This window comes from Streptomyces halobius (genome assembly GCF_023277745.1).
In the GTDB taxonomy this organism is placed as follows: Bacteria; Actinomycetota; Actinomycetes; order Streptomycetales; family Streptomycetaceae; genus Streptomyces; species Streptomyces halobius.
The window spans coordinates 5,619,165-5,642,948 of record NZ_CP086322.1 but is presented as its reverse complement, the minus strand read 5'-3'; the positions used below and the strand labels follow the sequence as shown (position 1 = coordinate 5,642,948).

Genomic DNA, 23,784 nt, shown 5'->3' with positions numbered 1-23,784 from the left:
CTGGCCGTCGATGCCGATGTACGGAATCCAGGGGCCGATACCGCCCCACCGCCCCGCACCGTCAGCGGGTAGGCGTCCAGGCAGACACGGCCGCACGGCCGCACCGTGACCGGGCGTTTGCGATCAGCGGGCATGGCATGCCGGGGAACCTCCAACCCTCCTGGAGGCCCGGCCCAAAACCAGCGACGCTGTCACCAGCAAAGCTGGAACGCAATGTGAGTTACGGGTGGTGTCCGCGTTGTTGGTAGTGGCTGTCGCGTTATGCACTGGTGTGGTCCGGTAGGTCGGTGTAGGAGAGCAAGCGCAGGACAGATGGGAAGGCGCTCTCCCGACCTGCTTCCGTTTTTGGCGCAATCACCCGGTTCACGCCAAGCCACATGGTTCCTACGGTCATCTGGCCACACTGCCCCTCGCTGAGCATCTCTCTGTGCTCATCTGCTGAGACCGTCCCCACGGGCGTCGGGCGGACAACACACCACACGGGAGTTTCCTTCCATGGCCATTGGCAGACGCACCGCAGTTCTCGCCTCCGCAACCATCCTGCTCGGCTCAGCCGCCGCCGTCCCCGCCACGGCTGCCGCCACACCAGCTGCCTCCAACACCGTCGCAGTGACCACCGAGTCCGGCGCCCGGATCCAGGTCTCGTGTCCGAGCGGGGACGTGTGCTTCTGGAACAAGAGCTGGCAGCGCTGCAACTGGAACGTGGCCGATCCCAACTGGTCCGGAGGTAACATCCGCTGTTCCTGGGCCAAGACCAGGAACGTCCACTACGTATGGAACCGGGGCACGTCGTCTCGCTACACCGGGGTCGTGTACTACCTGAAGACGAACTACCGCAACCGGGTCGGCTGCACCCGCCAGGGGAAGAGCGGCTATCTACAGGGCACGTACAAAGTGGACTCCCACAAGTGGACCAGCGGACGCTGCGGATAACCCCCAAGGACCATCACCGCTTTCTGGGCCGTAGTCCCGGGCGCGGCGGGCACTTGACGAAGTGCAGTACCTGGTGCAGTACCTGGTGCCGTATCAGGCCACGTTCGCCTCGTAGTTGGGGAAAAATGTGGTTCACGCCGTGGGTCTGTCGGCGTCTGTCGGAAGCGGCGGATGCTGAGCATCGGAACGATCGTGATGGGGCCGCTGATGTACGGCGTGCGGCGGAGTTCTGTAGTCGGGCCCCGGGCTACGTCCCTCGCGATGGTGAGGTGAGGGACGACGGGGCGGTACCGGTGCCGACCGACGGCGCCGGTGCCGCACTGGCCCTCGACCTGAGTACGACACCGGTGCAGGAACACCCGAGAATCCACCTCGACTCTATGCCTGCGATGCCGCCGATCAGGAAGCCGAAGTGGCGCGACTGTTTTCCCTGGGCGCTGAACACATCGACCGGGACTTTTATCCGGAGGACGCCGACGTCGTCGTGCTCGCCGATCCCGAGGGCAACCGCTTCTGCGTCATCGACACCAGTCACGGCTGACGGACACGGGGCCCGGATGGCGGAACGCGTGCAGGTGCGGGAGATCGACGAGGATGAGGGGCGGCGGCTGCGGATCATCCGCCGCGGCACCGGGGTCGGTGGTGACCTGCCGGCGGGCCCGGATGGTGCTGCTGTCCGCGCAGGGGATGGCAGTGGCGAAGATCGCCGAGGTGACGTTCACCAGCGCGGACCGGGTCCGGGATGTGATCCACCACTTCAGTGCCGACGGCGAGGACACCCGAGGACAGCGAGCCTCACGTCGTCCCGCATCGAGGCCCAGTTCACCGCCCTGCGCTACGTCACCCTCGACGGAACCGACCACGCCAGCCACAAGGAACAGGGCAGCATGATCCGCCGCTACATCATCTGGCGAAACCACCACGCCGACGACCAACGCCTACGAGCCGTGGTCGACAGGGCCAACGCCGCCTGATCCGGCGCTATACGCCGGTGGTCCCGTCGATGCGTTCCCGGAGCAGGTCGGCGTGGCCGTTGTGGCGGGCGTACTCCTCGATCATGTGGACGTAGATCCAGCGGAGGCTGACGGCTTGCTCCATGAAGCGACCGGTGTCGGCCAGAGCACGGTCGGCGCAGCGCTCGCGGGCGCGGGTGACCTCCGCGCGCCAGGTGGCGAGGGCGTCGCGCAAGGTGGCGCCCTCGGCCAGTTCGAAGCCGCCGTCGGGGCCACGGGGGTCGGCCTGCGGGTCGTAGATGGGCGGGGCCTGTTCTCCGGCGAACACTCGGCGGAACCAGTTCCGCTCCACCTCCGCCATGTGCTGGACGAGGCCGGTCAGCGTGCAGCCGGATGGTGGCACGGACGCGTCGGCGGCCTGCTCGTCGTCCAGGCCTTCGCACTTCATGGCGAGGGTGGCGCGGTGAAAGTCAAGCCAGCTTTCGAGCGTGGTGCGCTCGTCGGCGTTCAGGGGCGGCATAGGGCGTTCGACGGTGCTCACCGGTCGATTATCGCCGGCGACCAAACCCGTCGACAGGCAGGGACGCACCGCAGGGCGAACGTTGCCTGATGCGGCATTAGGTTGGGACGCTGCAACCAGGGGCGAACTGTCCCCCGGTTACAGCGCCCGGCGTCGGCGGGATCGTTCGATGCGAACGCGCTCGTAGCCTCCGTCGACCGGCGAGGGCGGGGTCTGGATGCTCCCCTTGGTGAACTCTTGGTCAGGGGGCGGTGACGGCACCCCTGTGTCCGAGAGCAGGACATAACGGTTCTACGAGGGGACGGGCACCTCAGGTGATGCCAGGCGGAATTCAGATGGTGACGCCGTGCGCCCGGAGGTAGGCGAGGGGGTCAACGTCCGAGCCGTAGCCGGGGCCGGTGCGGATCTCGAAGTGCAGGTGCGGGCCGAAGGCGTTGCCCGTCGAGCCGGAGTAGCCGATCTGCTGGCCACCGGAGACCGACTGGCCGGCCCGGACGCTCATGTTCGACAGGTGCGCGTACTGGCTGTACTTGCCGTCGTGGTGGCGGATGACGACCTGGTTGCCGTAGGCGCCACCCCAACCGGCGGAAACGACCTCGCCCGCACCGATGGCCTTCACGGCGGTGCCGGAGGAAACGGGGAAGTCGACGCCCGTGTGGTAACCGCTGGACCAGGCGCTGCCGGGCTTGTGGTAGGGGGTGCCGATGGCCGAGTGAACCGGGGCGGTGTACCCGGAGGACGACTGCTGAGCCTTCTTCTCCGGGGCCGGCGCGGGCTTCGGGGCGGCCGTGGCATGCTTCGGGGCCTTCCGCTCCGGCGCGGGAGCCGCATCCCCGTGGAGGGAGAGTTCCAGACCCGGGTGGATCAGGTTCGGGTTCTGGCCGACGGCCTCACGGTTGTCGTCGTAGACCGTCTCCCAGCCACCCTCGACGTCATGGTCATGGGCGATCTTGTACAGGGTGTCGCCGGAGGCGACCGTGTACGAGTCGGGCTTGCGGTGCTTGCCGCTGCCCGCAGCAGGCTTGCGCTCGGCCTTGCGCTCGGCCTTGGGAGCGGCCTTGCGCTCGGCCTTGGGAGCGGCCTTGGCCGGAGCAGACTCCTTCTGGTCGTCCGGAGAGATGTCGGGCGCGCCGCCGCCACGGGTCAGACCGGCCTTGGGCCCGCACACCGGCCAGGCGCCGGGGCCCTGGACCTTGAGCACCTTCTCCGCGGTGGTGATCTGCTGGTCCTTGGAGGCGAGGTCGGCCCGAGGGGCGTGCTCCCCGCCGCCGAACTCCTGCCACGTGCTCTGGGTGAACTGCAGACCACCGTAGAAGCCATTGCCGGTGTTGATTGTCCAGTCACCGCTGCTCTCGCACTCGGCGACCTTGTCCCAGGTATCGACGGAAGCGGCGTGCGCCGCGCCGGCCCCGATCAGGGGGAGGGCTATGCCGGCACCGCCGGCGGTGATGGTGAGGTAGGCGCGCGAAATGCGGTTGGGCTTGTATCGGCGATGACGCCCACGTGCAGACATAGAAATCTTCCTCTCCTACGCCTGCGAGGTGAGCTGTCGGGTTCGGACAGGAGTTGCCCGGCCGCGCGTGGGAAGCAGCGTGGAGCGCTGCGGCGCGTCTTCACCCCAAGCCGGACCGTACGGGTGGGCACAGCCCGGCGCCTTACCTGGTTCCCCCGCTCCTGCCGTGATGTCGTTGTTTTCCCCCACCGGCGGCAGGATTCGGCGCTCCGGTGTTGGATTCCCGCGTCATTGGATTCTGCGGAGGGCCAAAAGTAAACACATCGATTTCACCGGGACAAGATGCCTGCAATACAACGAAGATCGATTGGATGCATTCATTCGGACATGGCGTCACACTGCGCTGCGGATCTTTGCCACAGAGCGATACGAGATCTTGCAGATCGATACCCAAGAAGGGAAAAGAACAACGGAGTTGACGGGAAGCGGACATCCCGGACGCGCGACGCCGACAGGGCCCCGATCCTCATTGTGAAGTGCATCACTGAGGCCGATATGCCCGATTCAGTAATTGAGTCCCATTTGCCACTGCGGGCGCGATAAGGGCTCTTTAATCTGACATGACTGGCCATCAGTCGGGAACACCAGCCAGTCGGGAACATCAGCGGTTCGGCGCCACCACTCCGCAGCCCGGCCGCGAAGTCCGCTGCCGAATGTCACGGTCGCGGTACGGAAGGTGGTGCCCGCCCCCGTCGGTGCGGAGCCCGCACTCTCGCCCGGGCTCGACGTGGCGTCGACCGCCTCGCCCTGGCGCCTTCTCGCGAGGCCCGCCGGGAGGCGCACATAGACATGGCCCCCGTAGCGCCCGGGGCACCCAGGGCCCGGGAGGACGCCAGGCTCCTGGAAGGTCGTTTCACAGGAGGCGTGACGCGCACGATGATCCTGTGCATGAACCTTGGAGTGCTGCGGCCAGGCTTCGAGGAATACCAGAACACGAGGAATACCAGAACACCGGGAAGCCGGACACGGTACGGCGGTGTCCCGGAGAGCCGGGCACGCTGCTGAAGCCCGAGTGGCAGCGCACCGGCATCCGCGTACACCTGAATGAGGAAGTCCCCACGCTTAGTCGCAGGACCGGCCGTGGCACGCCGAAGCCCTTGGAGGGGTTTCGTCGCGCGTCGCGTCGGGCGGCGGCCTGCTGCTTGAACTCATCAATATCGGTTGTAGACGGGGGCGGCTGGTGTCATTCAGTGGGCTAGGGCATCCGGAGGCGGAATTCGGCATCTTCCGACCGAGAGCGGCTTTCGTGCTCCTGCCCCCACAACCGACCGAAGGGAAAGCGGCAATGGGAAGACATCGCAAGCCGTCAGATTCGCGAACCGGCGTGCGGGGTGGGCATGGGCGTGGCCACTGCGGCCCTCGGACTCACCGGGGTCGGGTTCACCGCCACCACTGTGCAGGAGGCATCGGAACCCACGTTGGAAACCGCGAGGTTCAACCAGGTGATGAACTCCTCTTGGAGGACTTCGAGAAGCTGGACAGCCCAGACGCGGTAGCCATGAAGAACGACCCCAACGCAGTGGAGCGCGGTACAGACAAGTCCGGTAATCCCACGCTGGTTGACAAAGACCTCCCGTATACGCTTGGACTCCGACGGGGGTTCCATACCGGCGACCTGGGGCAAGGTGCCGAGCGACGCGGAGGACGTGCACCTGGCCTTCCGGCTCCCCCGCCGGGTCCAGCCGGTGCCGCCGGTCATCATCGCCGACCACTTCTGGGTCGCCGAGGTGAAAGGCCGCTACAAGCACGTCTCCGCGTTCGCGGGCGGCTCTCCCCGACACCTGAGGGCGCGCGGGATCTGAGCCCACCGCGCCGGACCGCTTCCACCCCACACCGCCCTTCCCAGTACAGCAGAGGAACAGCAACCCCATGAAGACCAAGCAGCACTCCCTTCGTACCGCAGGCGGAGCGCAGCAGGCCGCGCTGTGCGCGGTCGCCGCCACGGCACTGCTGACCAGCGCCTGCTCGGCGACGCCCATCAAGAGAGGCGAGCAGTCGTACGAGGTCAAGGAGAAGGCCACCTCGCTGCGCGTGGACGACCACGCGGGAGCCATCGAAGTCATTCCCGGCACGGGGGACGTCATCAAGGTGACCGAGAAGTACGAGTACAGCGACGACCAGCCGCCGACCGAGCACTCGGTCAAGGGCGGTGAGCTGCTGCTGAAGAACCCGGGGTGCGGCGCCGGCGCCGACAAGTGCGTGGTGAAGTACCGCGTCGAGGTGCCCGCGGCCACTGCCACCCACCTGACGCTCGGGGGCGGCGAGATCACCGTCCGCGGCCTCTCCGGCGCCACCTACGCCAAGTCCGACGGCGGATCGGTGCGGATAACGGACTCCACCGCCAGGACGGTGACCGCCCGCGTCGGCGGCGGCGACGTCACCGTCGCCCTCACGGCGGCGCCCGACAAGGTGGAGGCGGACACGGGCGGCGGTAACACCACAGTCCGGCTGCCCAAGGGCTCGTACGACGTGAATGCCGAGACCGGCGGCGGCAACCGCAAGGTGAGCGTGCAGAACGACTCCGCGTCCCCCCACAAGATCAAGGCCAGCAGCGGCGGCGGCAACGTCAGCGTGCTGCCCGCCGACTGACGTCCCCGCACCCCGGCGGGGAGGCCGGCCGCCACCCCCGCACTCCCGACACGGCATCGTTCACGAGGTACCGCGGACGGCCTTGGCTCGTTCGCCGCTCAGCTCGCACGACCCGACCAGGTGATGACGCTCCTGGACGAGCACCCGCAGCTGGGGAACGAGCCCGCACTCGGGGAACCGCAGATCGTCCCTCTACCTACTGCCGCCGGCGTCGTGCAAAGCCGGAACCGTCGAGCGGCGCGGCCGCGAGGGGGAGCTGACCGAGAAGATCCGACGGATCCACGCCGACCCCAGCGGGATCTACGGCTCGCCGCGCGTGCACGCCGTCCTTCATCACGAGGATGTGGCCGTGGACCGGAAGCGGGTCGAGCGGCTGATGCGCGAGGCCGAACTCGCCGGAGTCAGCCCCGCCGCAAAGGCCTCGCCCGGTGCGACCCGAAGGCCACCCCGGATGCAGGCAGTTGTCCAAAGCTGATGGTGGACACGGTGCGAATCCGCTCGATCGCCCGGTCGGGAAGCATGGCGGCGCGAGCTGATGCGGCATGCGGCTGGTCGGCGAACGGAACCGGATAGGACCGGCAGACGGTCGGCGGTGTCCCAGCGCGTACACGGAAGCGACGCCGGCGGTCGACGTGGTGTGGCGGAGCGGGGCCGCGCGAGGAGCATGACCTCGCTGTGAAATTCCCCCAAGGAACCGTTGATCTATCCGGCCACTCCCGAGTCGAGGCCACACCGGTACCAAACCCTCCGACTTCAAGACCGCCCGCCTCGCCCTCGACGGCTTGGGCCTTCCTCAGTGACGAGTCCGGTGACGAGACCAACGATGAGGCCCGGTGATGAGGTCCAGCAGCGAGTTATCCACAGGCCGCACGGCGACCGGGCGGTAGCTCGTACGCTTCAGGGATGGCTGAGGCGGACGTGGAAGACATGGAAGACATGGAAGTGGCTGTGGGCGCGGACGTGGGCACAGACGTGGGCACGTACGTGAGCGCGGACATGGGTCTGGGGCCGGGGCGCGGTACCGGGACGGAGAGCGCGTCGGGCGGTGTGGGCGAGGCGGTGCAGGTGCTGCGCCGGGTGTTCGGGTACGACGCGTTCCGCGGCAGTCAGCAGGAGATCATCGAGCACGTCATAGGGGGCGGGGACGCGGTCGTCCTGATGCCGACCGGTGGTGGTAAGTCGCTCTGCTATCAGATCCCGGCCTTGGTGCGCAGTGGCGTGGGTGTGGTGATCTCGCCGCTCATCGCGCTGATGCAGGACCAGGTCGACGCGTTGCGGGCGCTGGGTGTGCGAGCCGGGTTCCTCAACTCCACGCAGGATTTCGAGGAGCGGCGGCTGGTGGAGGCCGAGTTTCTCGCCGGGGAGCTGGATCTGCTGTATCTGGCGCCCGAGCGGCTGCGGGTGGAGCAGACGCTGAGCCTGCTGGACCGGGGGAAGGTCGCACTCTTCGCGATCGATGAGGCGCACTGTGTCGCCCAGTGGGGCCATGACTTCCGGCCGGACTATCTGGCGCTGTCGATGCTGCACGAGCGCTGGCCCGATGTGCCGCGGATCGCGCTGACCGCCACCGCGACCGAGGCCACGCATGATGAGATCACCTCACGGCTGCGGATGGCGGACGCCCGGCATTTCGTGGCGAGCTTCGACCGCCCCAACATCCAGTACCGGATCGCGGCCAAGAGCGAGCCGAAGAAGCAGTTGCTGGAACTGCTGCGCGGCGAGCACGCCGGGGACGCGGGGATCGTGTACTGCCTCTCGCGTGCGTCGGTGGAGAAGACCGCCCAGTTCCTGGTGCAGAACGGGATCGACGCGCTGCCGTATCACGCCGGCCTCGACGCCCGTACGCGCGCCGCGCACCAGGCCCGGTTCCTGCGGGAGGACGGCCTGGTCATGGTCGCCACGATCGCGTTCGGGATGGGGATCGACAAGCCGGATGTGCGGTTCGTAGCGCATCTGGACCTGCCGAAGTCGGTGGAGGGTTACTACCAGGAGACGGGGCGTGCCGGGCGGGACGGGCTGCCGTCGACGGCCTGGCTGGCCTATGGGCTGCAGGATGTGGTGCAGCAGCGGAAGATGATCGACGGGTCGGAGGGGGACGACGCGCATCGGCGGCGGTTGTCCGCCCATCTGGACGCCATGCTCGCGCTGTGCGAGACGGTGCAGTGCCGTCGGGTGCGGCTGCTGGCGTACTTCGGGCAGAAGAGCGAGAGCGAGGCGTGCGGCAACTGCGATACGTGCCTGACGCCGCCGCGGACGTGGGATGGCACGGTCGCCGCACAGAAGCTGCTGTCGACGGTGGTGCGGTTGCAGCGCGAGCGGGGGCAGAAGTTCGGGGCGGGCCAGATCATCGACATTTTGATGGGCCGGAAGACCGCCAAGGTGATTCAGTTCGATCATGACGGGCTGAGTGTCTTCGGGATCGGCGATGATCTGCGGGAGGCCGAATGGCGGGGTGTGGTACGGCAGTTGCTCGCGCAGGGGCTGCTGGCCGTCGAGGGTGATTACGGCACGCTGGTACTCACGGCGGCGAGCGGCGATGTACTGCGCGGCCGGCGCGAGGTGCCGATGCGGCGGGAGCCGGAGAAGGCCGCGAAGGCGGCGAAGGGCGCGCGGACGGCGAAGGGCAAGCAGGCGCCGGTGGATCTGTCCGAGGAAGCGCTGCCGGTGTTCGAGGCGCTGCGGGCCTGGCGGGGCCGTACGGCCAAGGAGCAGGGCGTCCCCGCGTATGTGATCTTCCATGACGCGACGCTGCGCGAGATCGCCACGGCCCGGCCGGCGACCACGGCCGCGCTGGGGACGGTCAACGGGGTCGGCGAGAACAAGCTCGCGAAGTACGGGCAGCAGATCCTGGATGTGCTGGCGGGTCGGGAGGGGGACGCGGAAGCGGGAGCAGGCGCAGGAGCGGAAGCCGGTGTGGGAGCAGGAGCGCCGGCGGCGATGGTGATGGGGGCGGTTGAGGACGATCAGCGTGCTCCGGAGCCGCCGGATGACATTGAGCCGGACGATATCGACTGGTGAGAGACGGCAATGGCTGGTGAGACGGGAAGGGGGAGCAGTGGGACGCCCGTCGTCGGTCAGCGGTGGGCGGCGGTGGGGCGCCGCGGGGGCTGGGCCGGCAGGTGAAGGGTCGCCCGGGCGCCGCCGTCGGGGGCGTTGCCGAAGGTCAGATCGATGCCGAGGACGGCGGCCTGGCCGACCGCGATGGTCAGGCCGAGGCCGTGGCCCCTGCCGCGGCCGGGGGCATCGGTGCGGAAGCGCTGCGGGCCGTGGTGCAGTAGTTCGTCGGGGTAGCCCGGCCCGTGGTCGCGTACCTCGATGGTCGGGGTGCCGCCGGGCGGCGCGTCCACCGTGACCACGACCGGGGGCGCTCCGTGCCGGTGCGCGTTGATCACCAGGTTGGCGATGATGCGGTCAAGGCGGCGCCGGTCCGTCTCGACCACCGTGTCGGCGGGCGCGCCGGTGGCCGGGTCGGTGGCGATATGCACCTCGGTGTCGAGCCCGGTGGCGCGTACGGTGCGTTCCACCAGCGCGCCCAGTTCGTACGAGTCGACGTCGGCGTGCTCGGTGCCGGAGTCCAGCCGGGAGATCTCCAGCAGATCCTCGGTGAGCCGGTGCAGCGCCCGCAGCCGGTCGTTGATCATCTCCTTGGGGCGGCCCTCCGGGAGCAGATCGGCCGAGGCGAGGATGCCGGTGAGCGGGGTGCGCAGTTCATGGGCGACGTCGGCGGTGAAGCGCTGCTCGGCCTGGAGGCGGCTCTGCAGGGAACCGGCCATCGAGTCCAGGGCCGCGGCCACCGCCGTCACCTCGTCCTGGCCCGCGGGCCCCGCGCCCGGCTTCCGCCCCGTCCCGACGCCGACCCGGGCGTCCAGATCGCCGGCGGTGATCCGGCGGGCGACGGCCGCGGTGGTGCCCAGGCGGCGGCTGATGCGCTGGGCGAGGAACAGCCCGGCGAGCGCGACGGCGGTGGCGGCGAGCACCGCCGAGCCGAGGATGGCCGTATCGAGCATCTCCAGGGAGCGCCGGGTGCCGCTGTACGGAGTCCAGACGGCCAGCACCCGGTTGTCCGCGGGTGCCGCCGCCCACATGACGAGCTGTCCCCGATACGTCCCGACCATCGTGCCGCGTTCGCCGGAGCGCACCAACTCGCTCAGTGGCTCGGGGAGTTCGGGCGGATCGAGGACGGAGTTGATGTCCGCGCGCGAGGTGCCGTACTCGAAGAGGTCCAGCGCGGTGTCGAGGTCCGTGCGGACATGTTCGCGGACGTGACCGACGGTCTGCCGCGCCACCACGTTGTGAACGAGCACGCCGAGGACGGCGGCAACCGCGCAGCACACCGCCATCACGGTCAGCGCGAACTTCCAGCGGAGCGAGAGCGTCAGACGTCGCGTGAGCCACCTCCAGGGGGCCGGGCGTCTCATGAGCCACCTCCAAGGGCCAGGCGCCTCATGAGCCGCCTCCGAGGGGTGGCGAGCCACTGGGTGACGGTGCGCTGCCGGGTGACGGAAAGCCACCAGGCGACGCTGTGCCGCCGGGTGGCGGCGGGCTGTCGGGCGAGCCCCCTGGCGACGGCGAGCCCGTGCCCGACGAGTGTGACTTGTCGGCCTCGTCGAGGGTGAGGTCCCACAGGTCCATCGAGTCGCCGTCCCAGACATAGTCGGTGACGGCGACATAGCGCCGGTCCTCGGTGGGCTCACGGATGGCGAGATGCCCGGCCGCCAGCTCCACGCCGGCGAGCACGGCACGCAGCGCCAGCACCCGGGTCACCCGCTGCTTACGGACGCTGTAGACGCGCAGTTCGCTGTTGCGGGGATCGAGATCGACGACGGTGATCAGGTCGGGCTTGCCGTCGTCGGTGAGGTCGTGCAGGACGGGACGGCGTACGGACTCGGGGGCGGGCGGGGTGCGGCCCTCGGCCTCGAAGTCCGCGTCGAGGACGGTGAGCGCGTCCGCCGCCGTCATATCGCCGCTCGGGATCCGCGGCACGCCCGGGACGGCCTTGAGGGCGGCCGGGTTCTCGTCGCGGCCGGGCGGGGCGGGCGAGTAATCCGGCCACAGCGGGACCGGTGCCTTCACCCTCCTGGCCCGCCCGTCGCTCTGCAGCCCCTCCATGCTCGCGCAACCGGCCAACAGCGACACGAGCACGGCCGGCGCGGCAAGGGAGGCCAGGCCCCGGCGCGCCCGCCACCAGCGCCGCATGCCGCCACCACCTTCCCGCGCGTCGCCCGACAGGCACCGATACACCCGATACACACCCGATATACACATTGCGCACATTCCGATACACAGCGCATGTAGGCGCACACCCTGTCCGCATCACATGCACACGCCCCGGTACGCATCGCTCACAGTGCGGTACGTATCGCACACGGCGCGGTACACATTGCGCACATATAGGGGCGTAGCTTGATCGAGCCAGCCAGGGTGGCAGAGAGACTACGCGCCGCACGCCCCCGTTTCGTCACACGACTGACCGCAGAGATCTTGCCGACTGTTACACAACCTATGGGTCGCCGTTAAGGACGCTCCGTAGCGTCTTCTTCGTCAGACAGCCGTCGGACAGTTCGTCAGAGGAGAACCCATGAGCGCCCAGCGCCGCTCCGTGATCCGTACCGCCGCCGTCGCAACCGGCGCGCTGGCCGTCCTGCTGCTTCCCGCCGGCGCCGCCTTCGCCGCCGACTCGACCGCCCCCGCGGGTGGCCGGACGTCGATCATGCTGCCGGAGAACGGGCTCGCCGGACTGGCCGAAAAGGCCGGTCATCTGCCCGCGGCCGGGCTCATCGGCGGTGGCGGCGCGCTGGGCGCCGCGGGCGCGGGCCTCGCCGTGCATCGCCGACGTCAGGGCATGCAGGCGATGGCGGGCCCGTCGACCGCTTCGCGACAGGGCGGACGGACGCAGCGCGCCTGAAACGCGAAGACCGGGCCGCGAAGCCGCAATTCCTGGAGCCGGGAGCCTCTGAGTGCCCCCGGGACCCGTATCCCCGAGTCGGGACGGCACAGGCCACCTTGCCGCGCCCCGCTCCTTCTACACCTCCCCCTTCTGCACTCCTCCGTCCCGCCTACCCCTCCACCGCCATCCGCTGCACCTCCGCGTACCCCGGAACGCCGGCTTCCGTGCCGGGTCCGGCGCTCGGCTGCCGGCCCGTACGGACGGACTCCGCCACCGCGAGAGTGGCGCGCAGAGCCGTACGGAACAGCAGCGAACCGGTGCTGATACGGCGCACGCCGAGCTCCGCGAGACGGCCGACGGTGTGCCGATCCGGCACGAAGAGGATGTTCAGCGGGGCGGGTACCGCGCTGACAGCGCCGATATGTCCTCGTCCGCGACGACGCCCGGCACGAAGATGCCGTCCGCAGGCCCGTGGCTGCCTCGACTGGACCGAACGGCGGCCGCATCTCGCGGGCACGGCCGGCGCCCGCCTCTGCGCCCGGCTGCTGAACCGCCACTGGGTCCGGCGCCTCGGCAGCGGCCGGGCCGTACGCCTCACCCCGGACGGCGCCACCGCGCTCCACCATCTGCTCGGCCTCGACGGCGCTGCGGCGGGGCTGCTCTGAGAGGGCGCGAAGCGGGGAACCGCCGTGCTGCTGGCCGAGCCGCCGCTCGGCGCGGGCTGGAGACGGCGGTGCTCACCGGCCCGGACACCGTGCGGGCACTGGCCGGCCGGGCGGTCCACTGGTACGGCGGGCCGCACACCGCCGACCGGATCGCCGGCCCGCTGCCCCTGGGCCTCCTGGAGCCGCCGGACAACCGGCTGCCCGGACTCCCCCGCCAAGTCGCCTTCCGCCGGATCGGGTTACCCGCTACGCCGTCCCCGACCGCCTGGACCCCGCGCCGCTCGCGGACGACCCGTACGCGCCCGACGTCCCCGCCTTCGCCGCCCGGCTGCTCGCCCTCGCGCCGTTGCCCAGCGCGGCGGCGGTCGATGTGGGCGGCTGGACGACGGCCGCTGGGCCGTGGTGGAGGCCACTATGCCGTGGTTCGCGCACAGTTACGCGGCGGATCCGGACGCCGCCCTGGACGTGGTGTGCCGCGCCGCAGCCCCCTACCCCCCGCACTCCCCCGGCCGCGCGTACACCGTGATCCGGGCGCCCCGGACCTCGCGGCTGGTGCAGGACTCGAACGAGTCCCACAGGGTGGCCCGTTTGGCGATTTCCTGGTCGTTGTCATCGGCCGGCTGGCCGTCCGGGTCGCCGGCGACGATGATCCTGCGGGCGGTGAGCATCCGGTCCCGGATCGCATCACCGGACCGCTCCGTCCCGTAGAGGGAGTGCGATTCCACCGGGCTCCTGGCCAGGGCGAGATCGGTCAGTCCGCGGAAGTCCCGCGGATGCGCCGCCCTCCAGATCCGGCGCCGGGACGGCATGAACAGCAGTCCGTCGCCGGGCTCGGCCACCTCGCGTACCGCCCGGGCGACCGCCGAGGCGTCGTCAACGCGGCTGTCCGGGCTGCGCAGATGGACGTTGACGGGCAGCAGCGCCGCCACGACCAGCGCCACCGCCGCCGTCCGCCGCAGCCGTCGGCCACGGGTCTGGCCGCGTTCACCGGCCGGCCGCAGCAGACGGGCCAGCGCGGCACCCGCGAGCAGCGCGAATCCGGTGACGTAGTACAGGACGTAACGGTCGACATAGGCCGGTTCGGCGTACGAGAGGAGGAAGAGGAGGAGGGTGGGCAGGAGCAGCAGCGGGATACCGATGGCGCGCAGGCCGACCGGGCCCCGGGAGCGCACCGGGACCCGGGCGGCAGCGACACCCAGCACCGCCAGCACGGTGAACGTCAGCAGCTGGACGGGGTCCGGCCACATGAGCCACCCGATCTGCGCCGACTGCCGGGTGCTGAACACCGCGAGCGGGGCGAGACCGGCGAGGACGCCGACGGAGGCGAGGGCCCAGGAGCGCCGGACGCGACGCGGCAGGCGCGCCACGACCACCGCGGCGCCGTGTGCGGGCAGCGCCAGCACGGCGAACTCGTGCAGCAGACAGGCGAACAGCATCAGGGCCGCGTAGCCGACCCACAGTTTCCGGCGCGGACGTGCGGCGGCCACCACCAGCAGATAGGTGGACCAGACGACCAGCGCGCAGACCATCGCGTAGGAGCGCCCCTCCTGCGCGTACTGCTGCACGACGGGGATCAGCGCGAACGCGACGCCCGCGAACAGCCCCGCCCGCCGACCGACCAGGCGCTGCCCCAGGAGAGCGACACCCGCCGCGGCGGCCGTCATGGCGGCCACCGACGGCAGCCGCAGCCCGATCGTGTCACCGAGGACGCCGCCGAACGTGGCGTCGTAGACGGCGAACCAGCAGTGCATCAGCGCGTAGTACAGGCCGTGGACGACATCGACATGCAGCAGCGTCGGCCACAGGTCGGCCAGAGCGCGGTGCGCCATGTCGTACGTAACGACCTCGTCCCGCCATATGGCGTCCTGCCGGCGGATGCCCCATGCCCCCAGGAACAGCATCAGCGTCGAGGGCACCAGCACCACGGCGCTCCGGACCGCCCACGCATCGCGGGCGGTTACGGAGGACGCGGTCGTCGTCTTCTGCGCTTGCGCAACGTCGATGACGGACTCCGGTCACGGTCACGTAGGGGATGCACTGGCCGGGTGCGGATGCACTGGTCCGGTGCGGATGCACTGGTCGTGTGCAGATGCACTGCTGGTCGTGGGACGCGCTGGTCGCGTAGGGAACGCGGGTGAGGGGGCTCCGGGACGGTGAGCGGGTGGCCGTCCCGGAGCCGTCGCTCATCCGAGGCGCGTCAGCCTGGCTCCGAACGTCGGATCGGTCAGGTCCTTCTGGAGCGCGACCGGCACCTTCCGCGCGCTCTCACCCTTGCCGACCGTCAGCACGCCGACCTTGGTGCCGGCCTTCGCCTCGTGCGGAACGGCCTTGCCGCCGTCACTGATGGAGAAGGCCGCCTTCATGCCGGCCCAGCCGACCGCCGTGAGGTTCTTGGTCGCCACGACCGGCGTCCGGCCGCCGAGCCTGTCGTCGACATAGCCGACGACCTGGCCCTTCTTCACGACGGTGGCCGAGACCAGCGCGTCCCGGGCCGCATTGATCACCTTCGCGCTGTTCTCCAGGGCGACCGAGAGATGCGCGTTGGGGTCCGTGCTGTTGGCACGCTGATCCATCGTCACACCGAGCAGCAGCTGGTCCTTGCCGCCGACGGTGCGGTAGCCGGCCCACATGAACGCGCCGCCGGCCGGCGTGCTCGAACCGGTCTTGATGCCGGCGACCTTGCCCGCCATCGTCGTGAGCAGGCTGTTGTTGTTGTAAATCTTCTCCGGCAGACCCTCGATCTGCACGTTCTCGGTGCGTACGACCTCGCGGAACGCGTCGTTCTTCATGACCTCCTCGGCGAGCTTGAGCTGATCGACGGCGGTGCTCACGGTCGACTTGTCCAGGCCGCTGGGGTCGGTGTACGTCGTCTTGGTCATCCCGAGCTTCTTGGCGGCGGCGTTCATCTTCTTCACGAACGCCTCCTCGGAGCCGGCGTCCCAACGGGCGAGCAAGCGCGCCGCGTTGTTGCCCGACGGGATCATCAGCATCTGCAGCATCTGGTACTGCGTGAACTGCTGATCCTTCTTGAGCGGGACGCGCGACTCGTCCTTCTTCTTCGAATCCGCCTCGGCCTGCGCGTCGACGGTGATCGTCTCGCCCTTCGCGCCCTTCTTGAGCGGGTGGTCGCGGAGGATCACATACGCGGTCATCACCTTGGCGACGCTCGCGGTCGGCACCGGCTTCTGCGCACCGGACGTGCCCATGCTGCCGACGCCGACGACCCCGGCAGCGGCCTGGCCCCGGTCGGGCCACGGCATGGCGAGCTTGCCGCCCTCGAAGGTGAACGCGGTCGACGAACCGACGGCGAGCTCCGGGGCGGGCAGCGGCCGCACCGCCTGGACGATCACAAAGATGATCGCCAGCAGCACCACCAGCGGGGTCCAGATCTTGAACCGGCGGATGATCGTCCGCAGCGGGGTCTCGGGCGGCGGCGGGGTGTTGGTGAGCTGCGCCAGCAGGTCGAGCGGAGGCAGCGGCTCCTGCCGGGTCCGTTCGGACTCGGGCAGTGCGCCGGACTCGGCCGGCGGCTGCTCCTCGGTCCGGTCGGGCGCGGTGGCCCCAGCAGCGGCGGTCTCCCCGGTGGCGGACGCGGCGGTGGGCGGAGGGCCGGACGGGGTGCCGGACTTTGCAGGCGCGGACGGCTTCGCGGACTCGGCGGGGAGCGGCGTACGGGGCGCCTTGTCGGGTCTACGGGCCGGCGCCACGCCGGGTGTGGGCACCTGGCTCGCCGTCTTGCCCAGCGACCTCTCCGCAGCACCGTCGTCGGCGGACTTCAGCGCCACGAACTGGCTGGTCCGCTCGGTGTCACGCTCGGCGGCGGCGGAGGAGCCGGAGGCCGGGGCCTTCTTGGCGTCCTTCCCGGCGTCCTGCTCGGCGTCCTTTTCGGCGTCGCCCTTGCTGTCGCCCTTGGCGCCGGTCTTGCCGGTGTCGCCCTTGGCCTCGTCCTTGCCCTTGGCGTCGCTCTCGCTCTTAGCGTCGCCCTCTCTCTCCCCCTTGGGCGTGCCCTCGCCAGGCGGGGTGATCTTGAAGGCCGTGGTGGGCTGGTCGACGGGCGGATCCGCCGCGATGTCCCCCTTCAGCTTCCCGATGGCAAACACACGCGTCGCGTTATCGACCGGTGGCTCGTCGGCGTCGGCCTCACCGTCAGTGGCAGGCGCAGCCTTCGACTCGGCCCCCGGCTCCGTCTTCGGCTCAGCCTCGGCCTTCACCTCCGCCCCACCATCACCGTCCGTACCCGAACGCGCACTCTCGCCGGCGTCCGCGTCCGCGTCCGCCTCCGCACGCCGGCCGCCGCCCTGAGCGTCCCCCTCGCCGCCCTCACCGTCCACACGACCGACCCAAGCGGCCACAGCGGTCCGCAGACGGTCGTCACCGTCCCCGGAGTCGCCATCGGCACTCTCACCGTCCGGAGCGTCCTCCTGGGGTGCCTCGGACTCCTCCCCGGACCGCCCATCGACCCCGGCAGCAGAACCGTCACCCTTCGAAAAGGCACCCTCCGCAACGGCGTCCTTCGAGGTGGCGTCCGCCGAAACGTCGCCCTCCGGAGCACCGGCCTTCTTCGACTCCGCCGATTTCTCCGTTTTCTCCGACTTCCCGGGCGTATCCGCCTCGGCCGACTTCTCCGCCCGGGCAGGCTTCTCCACCTCGGCCGACTTCTCCGGCTTCACCGGCCTACCAGCCTTCGCCGACTTCCCGGTCCCCGCCGACTTCCCGGTCCCCGCCGACTTCTCCGCCTCGGCCGTTTCCTCCGGATTTTCACGGAAGACGGTCAGGCGCGGATCACGTTCGCCCCCCGCCGTCTCCCCCGACGACTGCTTCTTGTCCGACTTGTCGGGGGACTCGCCCGCCACCGATGTCTCCTTCATACGTCGCACTGCTGCATGACCCAGTGTTCCCAAGTGTCCTGTGTACGCGTGACGCCATCTCGCCGCCACGCGAACCACCACGCCCCACGCCCCACGGAAGGTATCGCCGACGTGCAAGACGAGAACGACATACCTACCGGTTCCATACCGAAACCACCACGCACTCTCGACAGATGAATGTGAGAGGGGTCACCCTGTCATTCATCCACGCGGGGAGGCATGGATGGGCAGGAGCCGCAGAACAATTCCGGAGGAGCTTCTGCTGCTCGCTTTGGACCCGGCCACGGGCACCACAGCGCAGCCGCAGTCGCTCGACCTCGGCCTGGCCGGGGCACAGCTAGTAGAGCTGGCTCTGGCAGGACGGATAGCCCCAGACGGGGATCGTATCGCCGTGGTGATGGCACGGCCGACAGGAGATCCGACTCTGGACTCCGCGCTCGAACTGCTGCGACGACGCGGCAGTCCGGTGCGCGCGGTCCACTGGATCGGCGGGCCCCGGCTGGGGCTGCGCCAGACGTATCTCACGCATCTGGAACGGTGCGGCATGGTGCATGCCGTCGCGGGCCAGATGTGCGGGGTGCTGCCGACGACGCGCTACCAAGCGACGGAGACGGCGATCAGCCGGGAAATCAGGGTCCGGCTCGACAACGCGATCCGCACCGGCGTACCGCCGGACCCACGGACCGCGGCGCTCGCCGCGCTGGCCCACGCGGTCGGACTCGGCAAGCACCTCTACCCGGGGAACGAGGGGCGGTCATCGCGCTCCCGTCTCCGGGATCTGATCCGGCACGACCCGATGGGCGGGCTGGTCGCGCATGCCGTCATGGATGTGCAGAACGGCGTCGCGGCACAGCCTCGACGGGCGGCCGCGGGCGGACCGGGCACCGGTCCGGGAGTCCGGCAGTCGGCGGCTCGGGGCACGGCGGACACGGCCGGGGTGCCGGTCCAGACGCGGCACGGGCGGAGCAGTATGGCCCGCGCAGGAGCCCGCTGACGTATGACAGCGCACCACGGGTCAGCAGTCGCACTCGCACACGCATCCTCGTCCGTGCGCGTGTGCGAGTGCGCATGGACCTCACGTTTATCCCGCTTCACAGGCTTCACCGGACCGCGGCGGGGACGCGCCGCCTGACCGGACCGCTCGGGCGCACCGCCTGACCGCGCCACCGGCCCCACATTCCCGTTTCGGGAGCCGCAGCAGGAAAGCGCGGGGTGGTGGGCCGGCCGTAGTGGACGACGGCCGGCCCACCACCCCGCGCGTATGCTCGCTCGCCTTCTGTGTGCGTTTGACTGCGCGGCGTCGACCTGGGGTGGCACCCTGCTGGACAGGAATCGACAGCAGTACGGAGCCGGAGGTGCACGTCCCGTGGCATCCAATGTCAATCCCACCGTCAGGCGACGTCGGCTGGGCCAGGAGCTGCGCAGGCTCCGCGAGCTCAAAGGCATGACGGCGGAAGAGGTGGCCGAGCGTCTGCTCGTCTCCCAGTCGAAGATCAGCCGGCTGGAGAACGGCCGCCGCAGCATCAGCCAGCGCGATGTCCGCGATCTGTGCGGCGTCTACGAGGTGGAAGATCACCGCATAGTCGATTCGCTGATGCAGATGGCCAAGGATTCCCGGCAGCAGGGTTGGTGGCACGCGTTCGGCGACATCCCGTACAGCGTCTACATCGGCCTGGAGACCGAGGCGGCCTCACTGCGCGTGTACGAGTCCCTGCTCGTGCCCGGACTGCTGCAGACGCCCGGCTATGCCGAGGCGGTCATCCCCGGCACCGTTCCGGAGCTGGCGCCCGAGCCGCTGGAGAAGCGCATCCAGGTGCGGATGCGCCGCCAGGAGCGGGTCAATGACCCCAAGCGTCCGCTACGGCTGTGGGTGGTGCTGGACGAGGCCGCGCTGCGGCGGGTGGTCGGCAGCCATCTGATCATGCGCGAGCAGCTGGACCATCTCGTCGAGATGAGTCATCTGCCGCATGTGACGGTTCAGGTGCTGCCGTACGACACCGGTGCGCATGCGGGGATGTCGGGGACGTTTTCCATCCTGGAATTCGACGATGCCTCGGATTCGAGTGTGGTCTACATCGAGGGCGTCACCAGCGATCTGTATCTGGAGAAGACCAACGATGTGCACAAGTACACGATCATGTACGAGCATTTGCGCGCCCAGGCACTGAATGCGGACCAGAGCCGGGAGTTCATCGCCGCGGCGTCGAAGCGGCATGCGGACGCAATGGGCTGAGCTGCGGACGCAATGAGCTGGACCGAGGTCGCAAGGGGCCGAGCCGAGGACGCAATGAGCCGAGCTGAAGGCCGAGGAGCCGTGGACGCGGCGAGCACTCAATGACGGATCAATGAGGGCTCAACGAAGATCCACGACGGCACAACAAATGAGGGCACGGGTGAAGTTGACGGATCAATGAGTCATGAAAGGCGAATGGGCGTCCCGAGTTGCCCGGAATTGAGGAATGGCGCGGGAATGGGGCGAGAATGAGCCGAGGCGCGCTCACTCAGGAACGCGCCGAAAATAGGCCCCCAGGCCGCGGAACTGAAGACTCCACAGGACGGGGCGGCACGGTACACCAAGCCCCGCTCTCCTGAAAAGAGATCAAGGAATATGCCATTCGGAAGGGTGAACGACCACTGTGGCCAGTGATGTTGGCGACTAGCGTCAGCATTACCGAAATCCGCAGCAACTCTCAGAGTGATTCGGAGTGAACATGGCCACTCAGCCCAATTCCGCATTCTCCTGGACGAAGTCCTCCTACTCCGGTGGCAACGGCGCCTGTGTGGAGATCGCCGTACCCACCACCGCAGCCATCGCGGTGCGCGACTCCAAAGACCCCGACGGTCCGCGCCTGACGTTCGACGACTCCTCCTGGAGCAGCTTTGTGTCGGATGTCGCCCGCGGCGCATACGACCTGGCATGACCTGACCCGCAACCGAACAACCAACGGCGGCCCGTGTGGCCGCACCACAGATACGAGCCCTCTCGACTGGATCGCCGTCCCGGCCGAGGGGGCTCGGCCCTGTCCGCGCGCGGAACGGGGGCCCCGAGCGGCGCACACCGGCAGTTCGCCCGTACGCGACATCCTGGCGCTCACCGCACGCCCCGAGGTCATCTCGTTCGCCGGCGCCCGGGTGGTACCGGTGCCGACCGACGAGGACGACGGCCTGGACCCGGCCGCGCTCGACGAGATCGCCGCGCGCGAGCGGCCCGAACTGCTCTACATCGTGCCGACGTTCCAGAACCCGACGGGCCGCACGCTGCCCGCCGAGCGCCGGGCCGCCGGATGCCGCGGCCGCCCGTCTGTCCTTCGTGACGCACCCGCGGAGATCCGCGAGGGTCTGCACCGGCTGGCGACGGCGCTGGGGCGGGGCGCAGGCGCATGAGAGGGGCGCGCGGATGACCGTGCGCCCCATAAGCCTCCCAAGGGCGGAAAATGCGCTTCCGGGTGATCCACGCCATCCCGGAAACTGGGAGGTCTACGGCACATGTCTACGGCATGGACCGCCCAGGAGGCCGGATGACCAGTGGCACGCACGACCCGGCGCCCAGCCCGCCGGACGAGGCTCCTCACCCGCAGACCACGCCCGATGACGAAGCGCCCCCGCACAACCCGCCCAATGACGCGTCGACTCCGCACAACCCGCCGCATGACGCATCGCCTCTGCCCAACCCGTCGGATCCCGCCGATGCACCCGACGAGCCCGATCCGCCCTCCAACGCCTCACTCCTGCACCGCGGTGGGGACCGACTGCGCCGCATCGGCCGGTGGCTGCGCGTACACGCCAAGCACGCCCTGGTGGTGGCCGTCGTCGGTGCACTCATCCCCGTCGCGGCCGACCAGATCCCCGAGCTCTTCGAGGCCCCGCCGCCCGCCTGCCCCGGACCCGGCTGCGACGGCCAGAGCCCGAAGAACCACGGGTGCGCCGCGGACGTCGCCACCTGGGAGCCCACGGAGGGCGAGGGCAATATCGCCCGCATTCAGCTGCGTTACAGCAGGAAATGCGATGCCGTGTGGGGCCGGATCCTGAACGGCGAGCCCGGCGACGTGGTGTCGATCAGCGTGGTGGGCGGCTCGTCCCGCAGCGCGTCCATCGACATCAACCATGACAAGTACACCGACATGGCGACCGTCGGCGAGACCTTCCGCGTCCGGTTGTGCGCGGAGCCGGGCGGCGTCCGCGGGCACACCGGCACCTGGGTGAAGTACTGCTTCGTCGCCACAGAGCGTTCCGCGTGGAACTGAGGACATGACGGCAGGCCGGTAACTGACTGTCGAAGCTGGGTGAACGAGCGTGCAGTGGGTCCCACCGGGCCGGGCTGATGGCGGCGGCTGTCGACGGTGGCGTTCCTCGCCCCCGCACTTCGGCACGCGCCGCGAATGATGCGGTTTGATCGCACTAAGCCCGCGGATAGCGCACGAGCCAGCCCGGCGCCGAGCCCGCCGGGCCGTGCAGCGCGGGCCCCTGCGTCATCTCCAGCGCGAAGTCGTCGGCGAGCTGCAGAATCGTGTCCCGGCCCTCCAGCTCGACCAGCCACTCCGGCGGCAGCGCCGTCTCGCCGTGCAGGGTGCCCAGCAGATTGCCGCAGACGGCGCCGGTCGAGTCGCTGTCGCCGCCGTGGTTGACGGCGAGGAGCAGGCCGTGCCGGACGTCCTCGGCGACCAGCGCGCAGTACACACCGATCGACAGCGCCTCCTCGGCCGTCCAGCCCTCGCCCAGTGACTCCACCCGCGCGGGCGTCGGCATGCCCTGGCGTACGGCGCCGAGCGCGCGCTTGAGGGAGTCCATGGTCTCCTCGTGGCCGGGGCGGGTGGCCAAGTGCGCCAGGGCCTTCTGGACGCCGCCGTCGAGACCCTCGCCGCGGGCCAGCGAATGGCTGATGACCGCGAACGCACCGGCCGCGAGATAGCCGGTGGGGTGGCCGTGTGTCTGCGCGGCACACTCGACGGCCAGTTGGAAGACCAGCTGCGGCTCCCAGCCGACGAGGAGTCCGAACGGCGCGGAGCGCATCACGGCGCCACAGCCCTTGGAGCCGGGGTTCTTGGGCTTCTCCAGCGTGCCCATCTTGTCGTCCCCGAGGCCGCTCAGGCAGGCCCGGCCGGGGGCCCGCCGGGAGTAGAGCCACTCCTCACGGGCGAGCCAGCCGTCGTCCTTCTTGCGCTCGTCCGGCCCCCAGTCACGTTGGGTGGCGGCCCAGCGCAGATAGGCGCGGTGGACGTCGGTGGGCGGATGCCAGGCACCGGTGTCGCGGCGCACCTGGGCACGTATCAGCCCGTCCACCGTGAACAGGGTCATCTGGGTGTCGTCGGTGACCGCGCCGCGCCGCCCGTAGGCCGGGACGAAGTCCGTCACACCTTCCTGGCCGTGCGCCTCACGGATCGCGTCGAGCGAGTCGAACTCGATGCCCGCACCGAGCGCGTCGCCGATGGCGCCGCCGAGCAGACAGCCACGCACCCGGCTGCGGAAGTCCTGCTGTTCGGCGCGGCCCCAGATGGCGGTGGTGCCTGCCACTGCACTCATGCCGATACCCCGCTCCGCTCGCTCACACCGAAACCTCGCTCCGCTCGGCCTCCCTGGCGGCACTGTAATCGACCAGGAACGATCGACTTGGGGCCAGGATCATATTGTGAACAGTCAGACACGAGACGGCTTTCGTGCGACTTTGAGGCGACTTCACGGCGGCTTCGGGACGACTTCGAAGTGGTCTCGGGGCGACTCCTAGGCAGCTTTGGCGAGACTTTGCGATGAGGCTGAGACGCCTTGCGGCGGCTTAAGTCGACTTGGGACAGCTTGAGATGGCTTGAGACAGCTTAGGTCGGCTTGAGTCGGCTTGGAACGGCTTCTGATCGGGTACGG

The 23,784-nt window shown here is 69.5% G+C and carries 18 protein-coding genes, 5 pseudogenes and 1 riboswitch; of the genes and pseudogenes, 15 read left to right on the top strand and 8 right to left on the bottom strand.

Annotated elements, in window-relative coordinates; translation table 11 throughout:
• Positions 1-495: 495 nt before the first annotated feature.
• The 4 genes and pseudogenes from K9S39_RS25665 to K9S39_RS43075 form a co-directional block, all read left to right on the top strand.
• The gene (locus K9S39_RS25665; RefSeq protein WP_248865667.1) at positions 496-933 is read left to right on the top strand and encodes a hypothetical protein; all 438 of its coding nucleotides are present in this window, start codon (positions 496-498) and stop codon (positions 931-933) included.
• Between the two features lie 171 nt (positions 934-1,104).
• A pseudogene (locus tag K9S39_RS43085) lies at positions 1,105-1,474 on the top strand (VOC family protein).
• A 53-nt stretch (positions 1,475-1,527) separates the two neighbouring features.
• Positions 1,528-1,650 (top strand): annotated as a pseudogene (locus K9S39_RS43080) (hypothetical protein); the annotation flags it as partial.
• 89 nt (positions 1,651-1,739) lie between these two features.
• Positions 1,740-1,907: pseudogene (locus K9S39_RS43075) on the top strand (IS630 family transposase); the annotation flags it as partial.
• Between the two features lie 7 nt (positions 1,908-1,914).
• Here K9S39_RS43075 and K9S39_RS25650 read toward each other — a convergent pair.
• Positions 1,915-2,427, bottom strand: coding sequence for a DinB family protein (locus K9S39_RS25650; protein WP_248865665.1), 513 nt, complete (start codon positions 2,425-2,427; stop codon positions 1,915-1,917).
• 310 nt (positions 2,428-2,737) lie between these two features.
• The gene (locus K9S39_RS25645) at positions 2,738-3,919 is read right to left on the bottom strand and encodes a transglycosylase family protein (protein ID WP_248865664.1); all 1,182 of its coding nucleotides are present in this window, start codon (positions 3,917-3,919) and stop codon (positions 2,738-2,740) included.
• A 3-nt stretch (positions 3,920-3,922) separates the two neighbouring features.
• Positions 3,923-4,136: riboswitch (cyclic di-AMP (ydaO/yuaA leader) on the bottom strand.
• A gap of 1,366 nt (positions 4,137-5,502) precedes the next feature.
• On the opposite strand from K9S39_RS25645, the gene K9S39_RS25640 reads away from it, so the two are divergent.
• The 4 genes from K9S39_RS25640 (at position 5,503) to recQ (ending at position 9,526) form a co-directional block, all read left to right on the top strand.
• Positions 5,503-5,721 (top strand): hypothetical protein, encoded by a 219-nt coding sequence (locus K9S39_RS25640; RefSeq protein WP_248865663.1) that lies wholly within the window; start codon positions 5,503-5,505, stop codon positions 5,719-5,721.
• A gap of 67 nt (positions 5,722-5,788) precedes the next feature.
• On the top strand, positions 5,789-6,508 hold the full coding sequence (locus tag K9S39_RS25635; protein ID WP_248865662.1) for a DUF4097 family beta strand repeat-containing protein: 720 nt from the start codon (positions 5,789-5,791) through the stop codon (positions 6,506-6,508).
• Between the two features lie 199 nt (positions 6,509-6,707).
• Positions 6,708-6,983, top strand: a complete 276-nt coding sequence (locus K9S39_RS43070; RefSeq protein ID WP_406708160.1) for an IS3 family transposase — start codon at positions 6,708-6,710, stop codon at positions 6,981-6,983.
• A gap of 521 nt (positions 6,984-7,504) precedes the next feature.
• A complete protein-coding gene (gene recQ, locus K9S39_RS25630) occupies positions 7,505-9,526 on the top strand; it encodes a DNA helicase RecQ (RefSeq protein WP_248868963.1) in 2,022 nt (673 codons plus the stop codon).
• Between the two features lie 56 nt (positions 9,527-9,582).
• Here recQ and K9S39_RS25625 read toward each other — a convergent pair whose 3' ends face one another.
• On the bottom strand, positions 9,583-10,926 hold the full coding sequence (locus tag K9S39_RS25625; RefSeq protein ID WP_248865661.1) for a sensor histidine kinase: 1,344 nt from the start codon (positions 10,924-10,926) through the stop codon (positions 9,583-9,585).
• A gap of 25 nt (positions 10,927-10,951) precedes the next feature.
• Positions 10,952-11,704 (bottom strand): hypothetical protein, encoded by a 753-nt coding sequence (locus K9S39_RS25620; protein ID WP_248865660.1) that lies wholly within the window; start codon positions 11,702-11,704, stop codon positions 10,952-10,954.
• A gap of 382 nt (positions 11,705-12,086) precedes the next feature.
• Here K9S39_RS25620 and K9S39_RS25615 point away from each other — a divergent pair, with 382 nt between their 5' ends.
• Positions 12,087-12,413: a hypothetical protein gene (locus K9S39_RS25615; protein ID WP_248865659.1), complete on the top strand. Its 327-nt coding sequence runs from the start codon at positions 12,087-12,089 to the stop codon at positions 12,411-12,413.
• A 151-nt stretch (positions 12,414-12,564) separates the two neighbouring features.
• On the opposite strand, the gene K9S39_RS25610 is transcribed toward K9S39_RS25615, so the two are convergent.
• Positions 12,565-12,771 (bottom strand): isocitrate lyase/phosphoenolpyruvate mutase family protein, encoded by a 207-nt coding sequence (locus K9S39_RS25610; RefSeq protein WP_248865658.1) that lies wholly within the window; start codon positions 12,769-12,771, stop codon positions 12,565-12,567.
• 82 nt (positions 12,772-12,853) lie between these two features.
• Here K9S39_RS25610 and K9S39_RS25605 point away from each other — a divergent pair.
• A pseudogene (locus K9S39_RS25605) lies at positions 12,854-13,060 on the top strand (transcriptional regulator); the annotation flags it as partial.
• A 488-nt stretch (positions 13,061-13,548) separates the two neighbouring features.
• Here K9S39_RS25605 and K9S39_RS25600 read toward each other — a convergent pair.
• Together K9S39_RS25600 and K9S39_RS25595 are read right to left on the bottom strand one after the other, a co-directional pair.
• Positions 13,549-14,985 (bottom strand): glycosyltransferase family 39 protein, encoded by a 1,437-nt coding sequence (locus K9S39_RS25600; protein WP_248865657.1) that lies wholly within the window; start codon positions 14,983-14,985, stop codon positions 13,549-13,551.
• Between the two features lie 258 nt (positions 14,986-15,243).
• Complete coding sequence (locus K9S39_RS25595; protein WP_248865656.1) at positions 15,244-17,913, bottom strand: serine hydrolase; 2,670 nt, start codon at positions 17,911-17,913, stop codon at positions 15,244-15,246.
• A 238-nt stretch (positions 17,914-18,151) separates the two neighbouring features.
• On the opposite strand from K9S39_RS25595, the gene K9S39_RS25590 reads away from it, so the two are divergent.
• From K9S39_RS25590 to K9S39_RS25570, 5 genes and pseudogenes are all read left to right on the top strand, one after another.
• Positions 18,152-18,922, top strand: a complete 771-nt coding sequence (locus K9S39_RS25590; protein WP_248865655.1) for a GOLPH3/VPS74 family protein — start codon at positions 18,152-18,154, stop codon at positions 18,920-18,922.
• 372 nt (positions 18,923-19,294) lie between these two features.
• Positions 19,295-20,161, top strand: coding sequence for a helix-turn-helix domain-containing protein (locus K9S39_RS25585; protein WP_248865654.1), 867 nt, complete (start codon positions 19,295-19,297; stop codon positions 20,159-20,161).
• Positions 20,162-20,639: 478 nt separating this feature from the next.
• A complete protein-coding gene (locus tag K9S39_RS25580) occupies positions 20,640-20,849 on the top strand; it encodes a DUF397 domain-containing protein (RefSeq protein WP_248865653.1) in 210 nt (69 codons plus the stop codon).
• Positions 20,850-21,033: 184 nt separating this feature from the next.
• Positions 21,034-21,210, top strand: a pseudogene (locus K9S39_RS25575) (PLP-dependent aminotransferase family protein); the annotation flags it as partial.
• 236 nt (positions 21,211-21,446) lie between these two features.
• On the top strand, positions 21,447-22,172 hold the full coding sequence (locus K9S39_RS25570; RefSeq protein WP_248865652.1) for a DUF2690 domain-containing protein: 726 nt from the start codon (positions 21,447-21,449) through the stop codon (positions 22,170-22,172).
• Between the two features lie 154 nt (positions 22,173-22,326).
• Here the strand turns inward: K9S39_RS25570 and K9S39_RS25565 are convergent, their stop codons facing one another.
• Positions 22,327-23,448: an ADP-ribosylglycohydrolase family protein gene (locus K9S39_RS25565; protein ID WP_248865651.1), complete on the bottom strand. Its 1,122-nt coding sequence runs from the start codon at positions 23,446-23,448 to the stop codon at positions 22,327-22,329.
• Between the last annotated feature and the right edge of the window lie 336 nt (positions 23,449-23,784).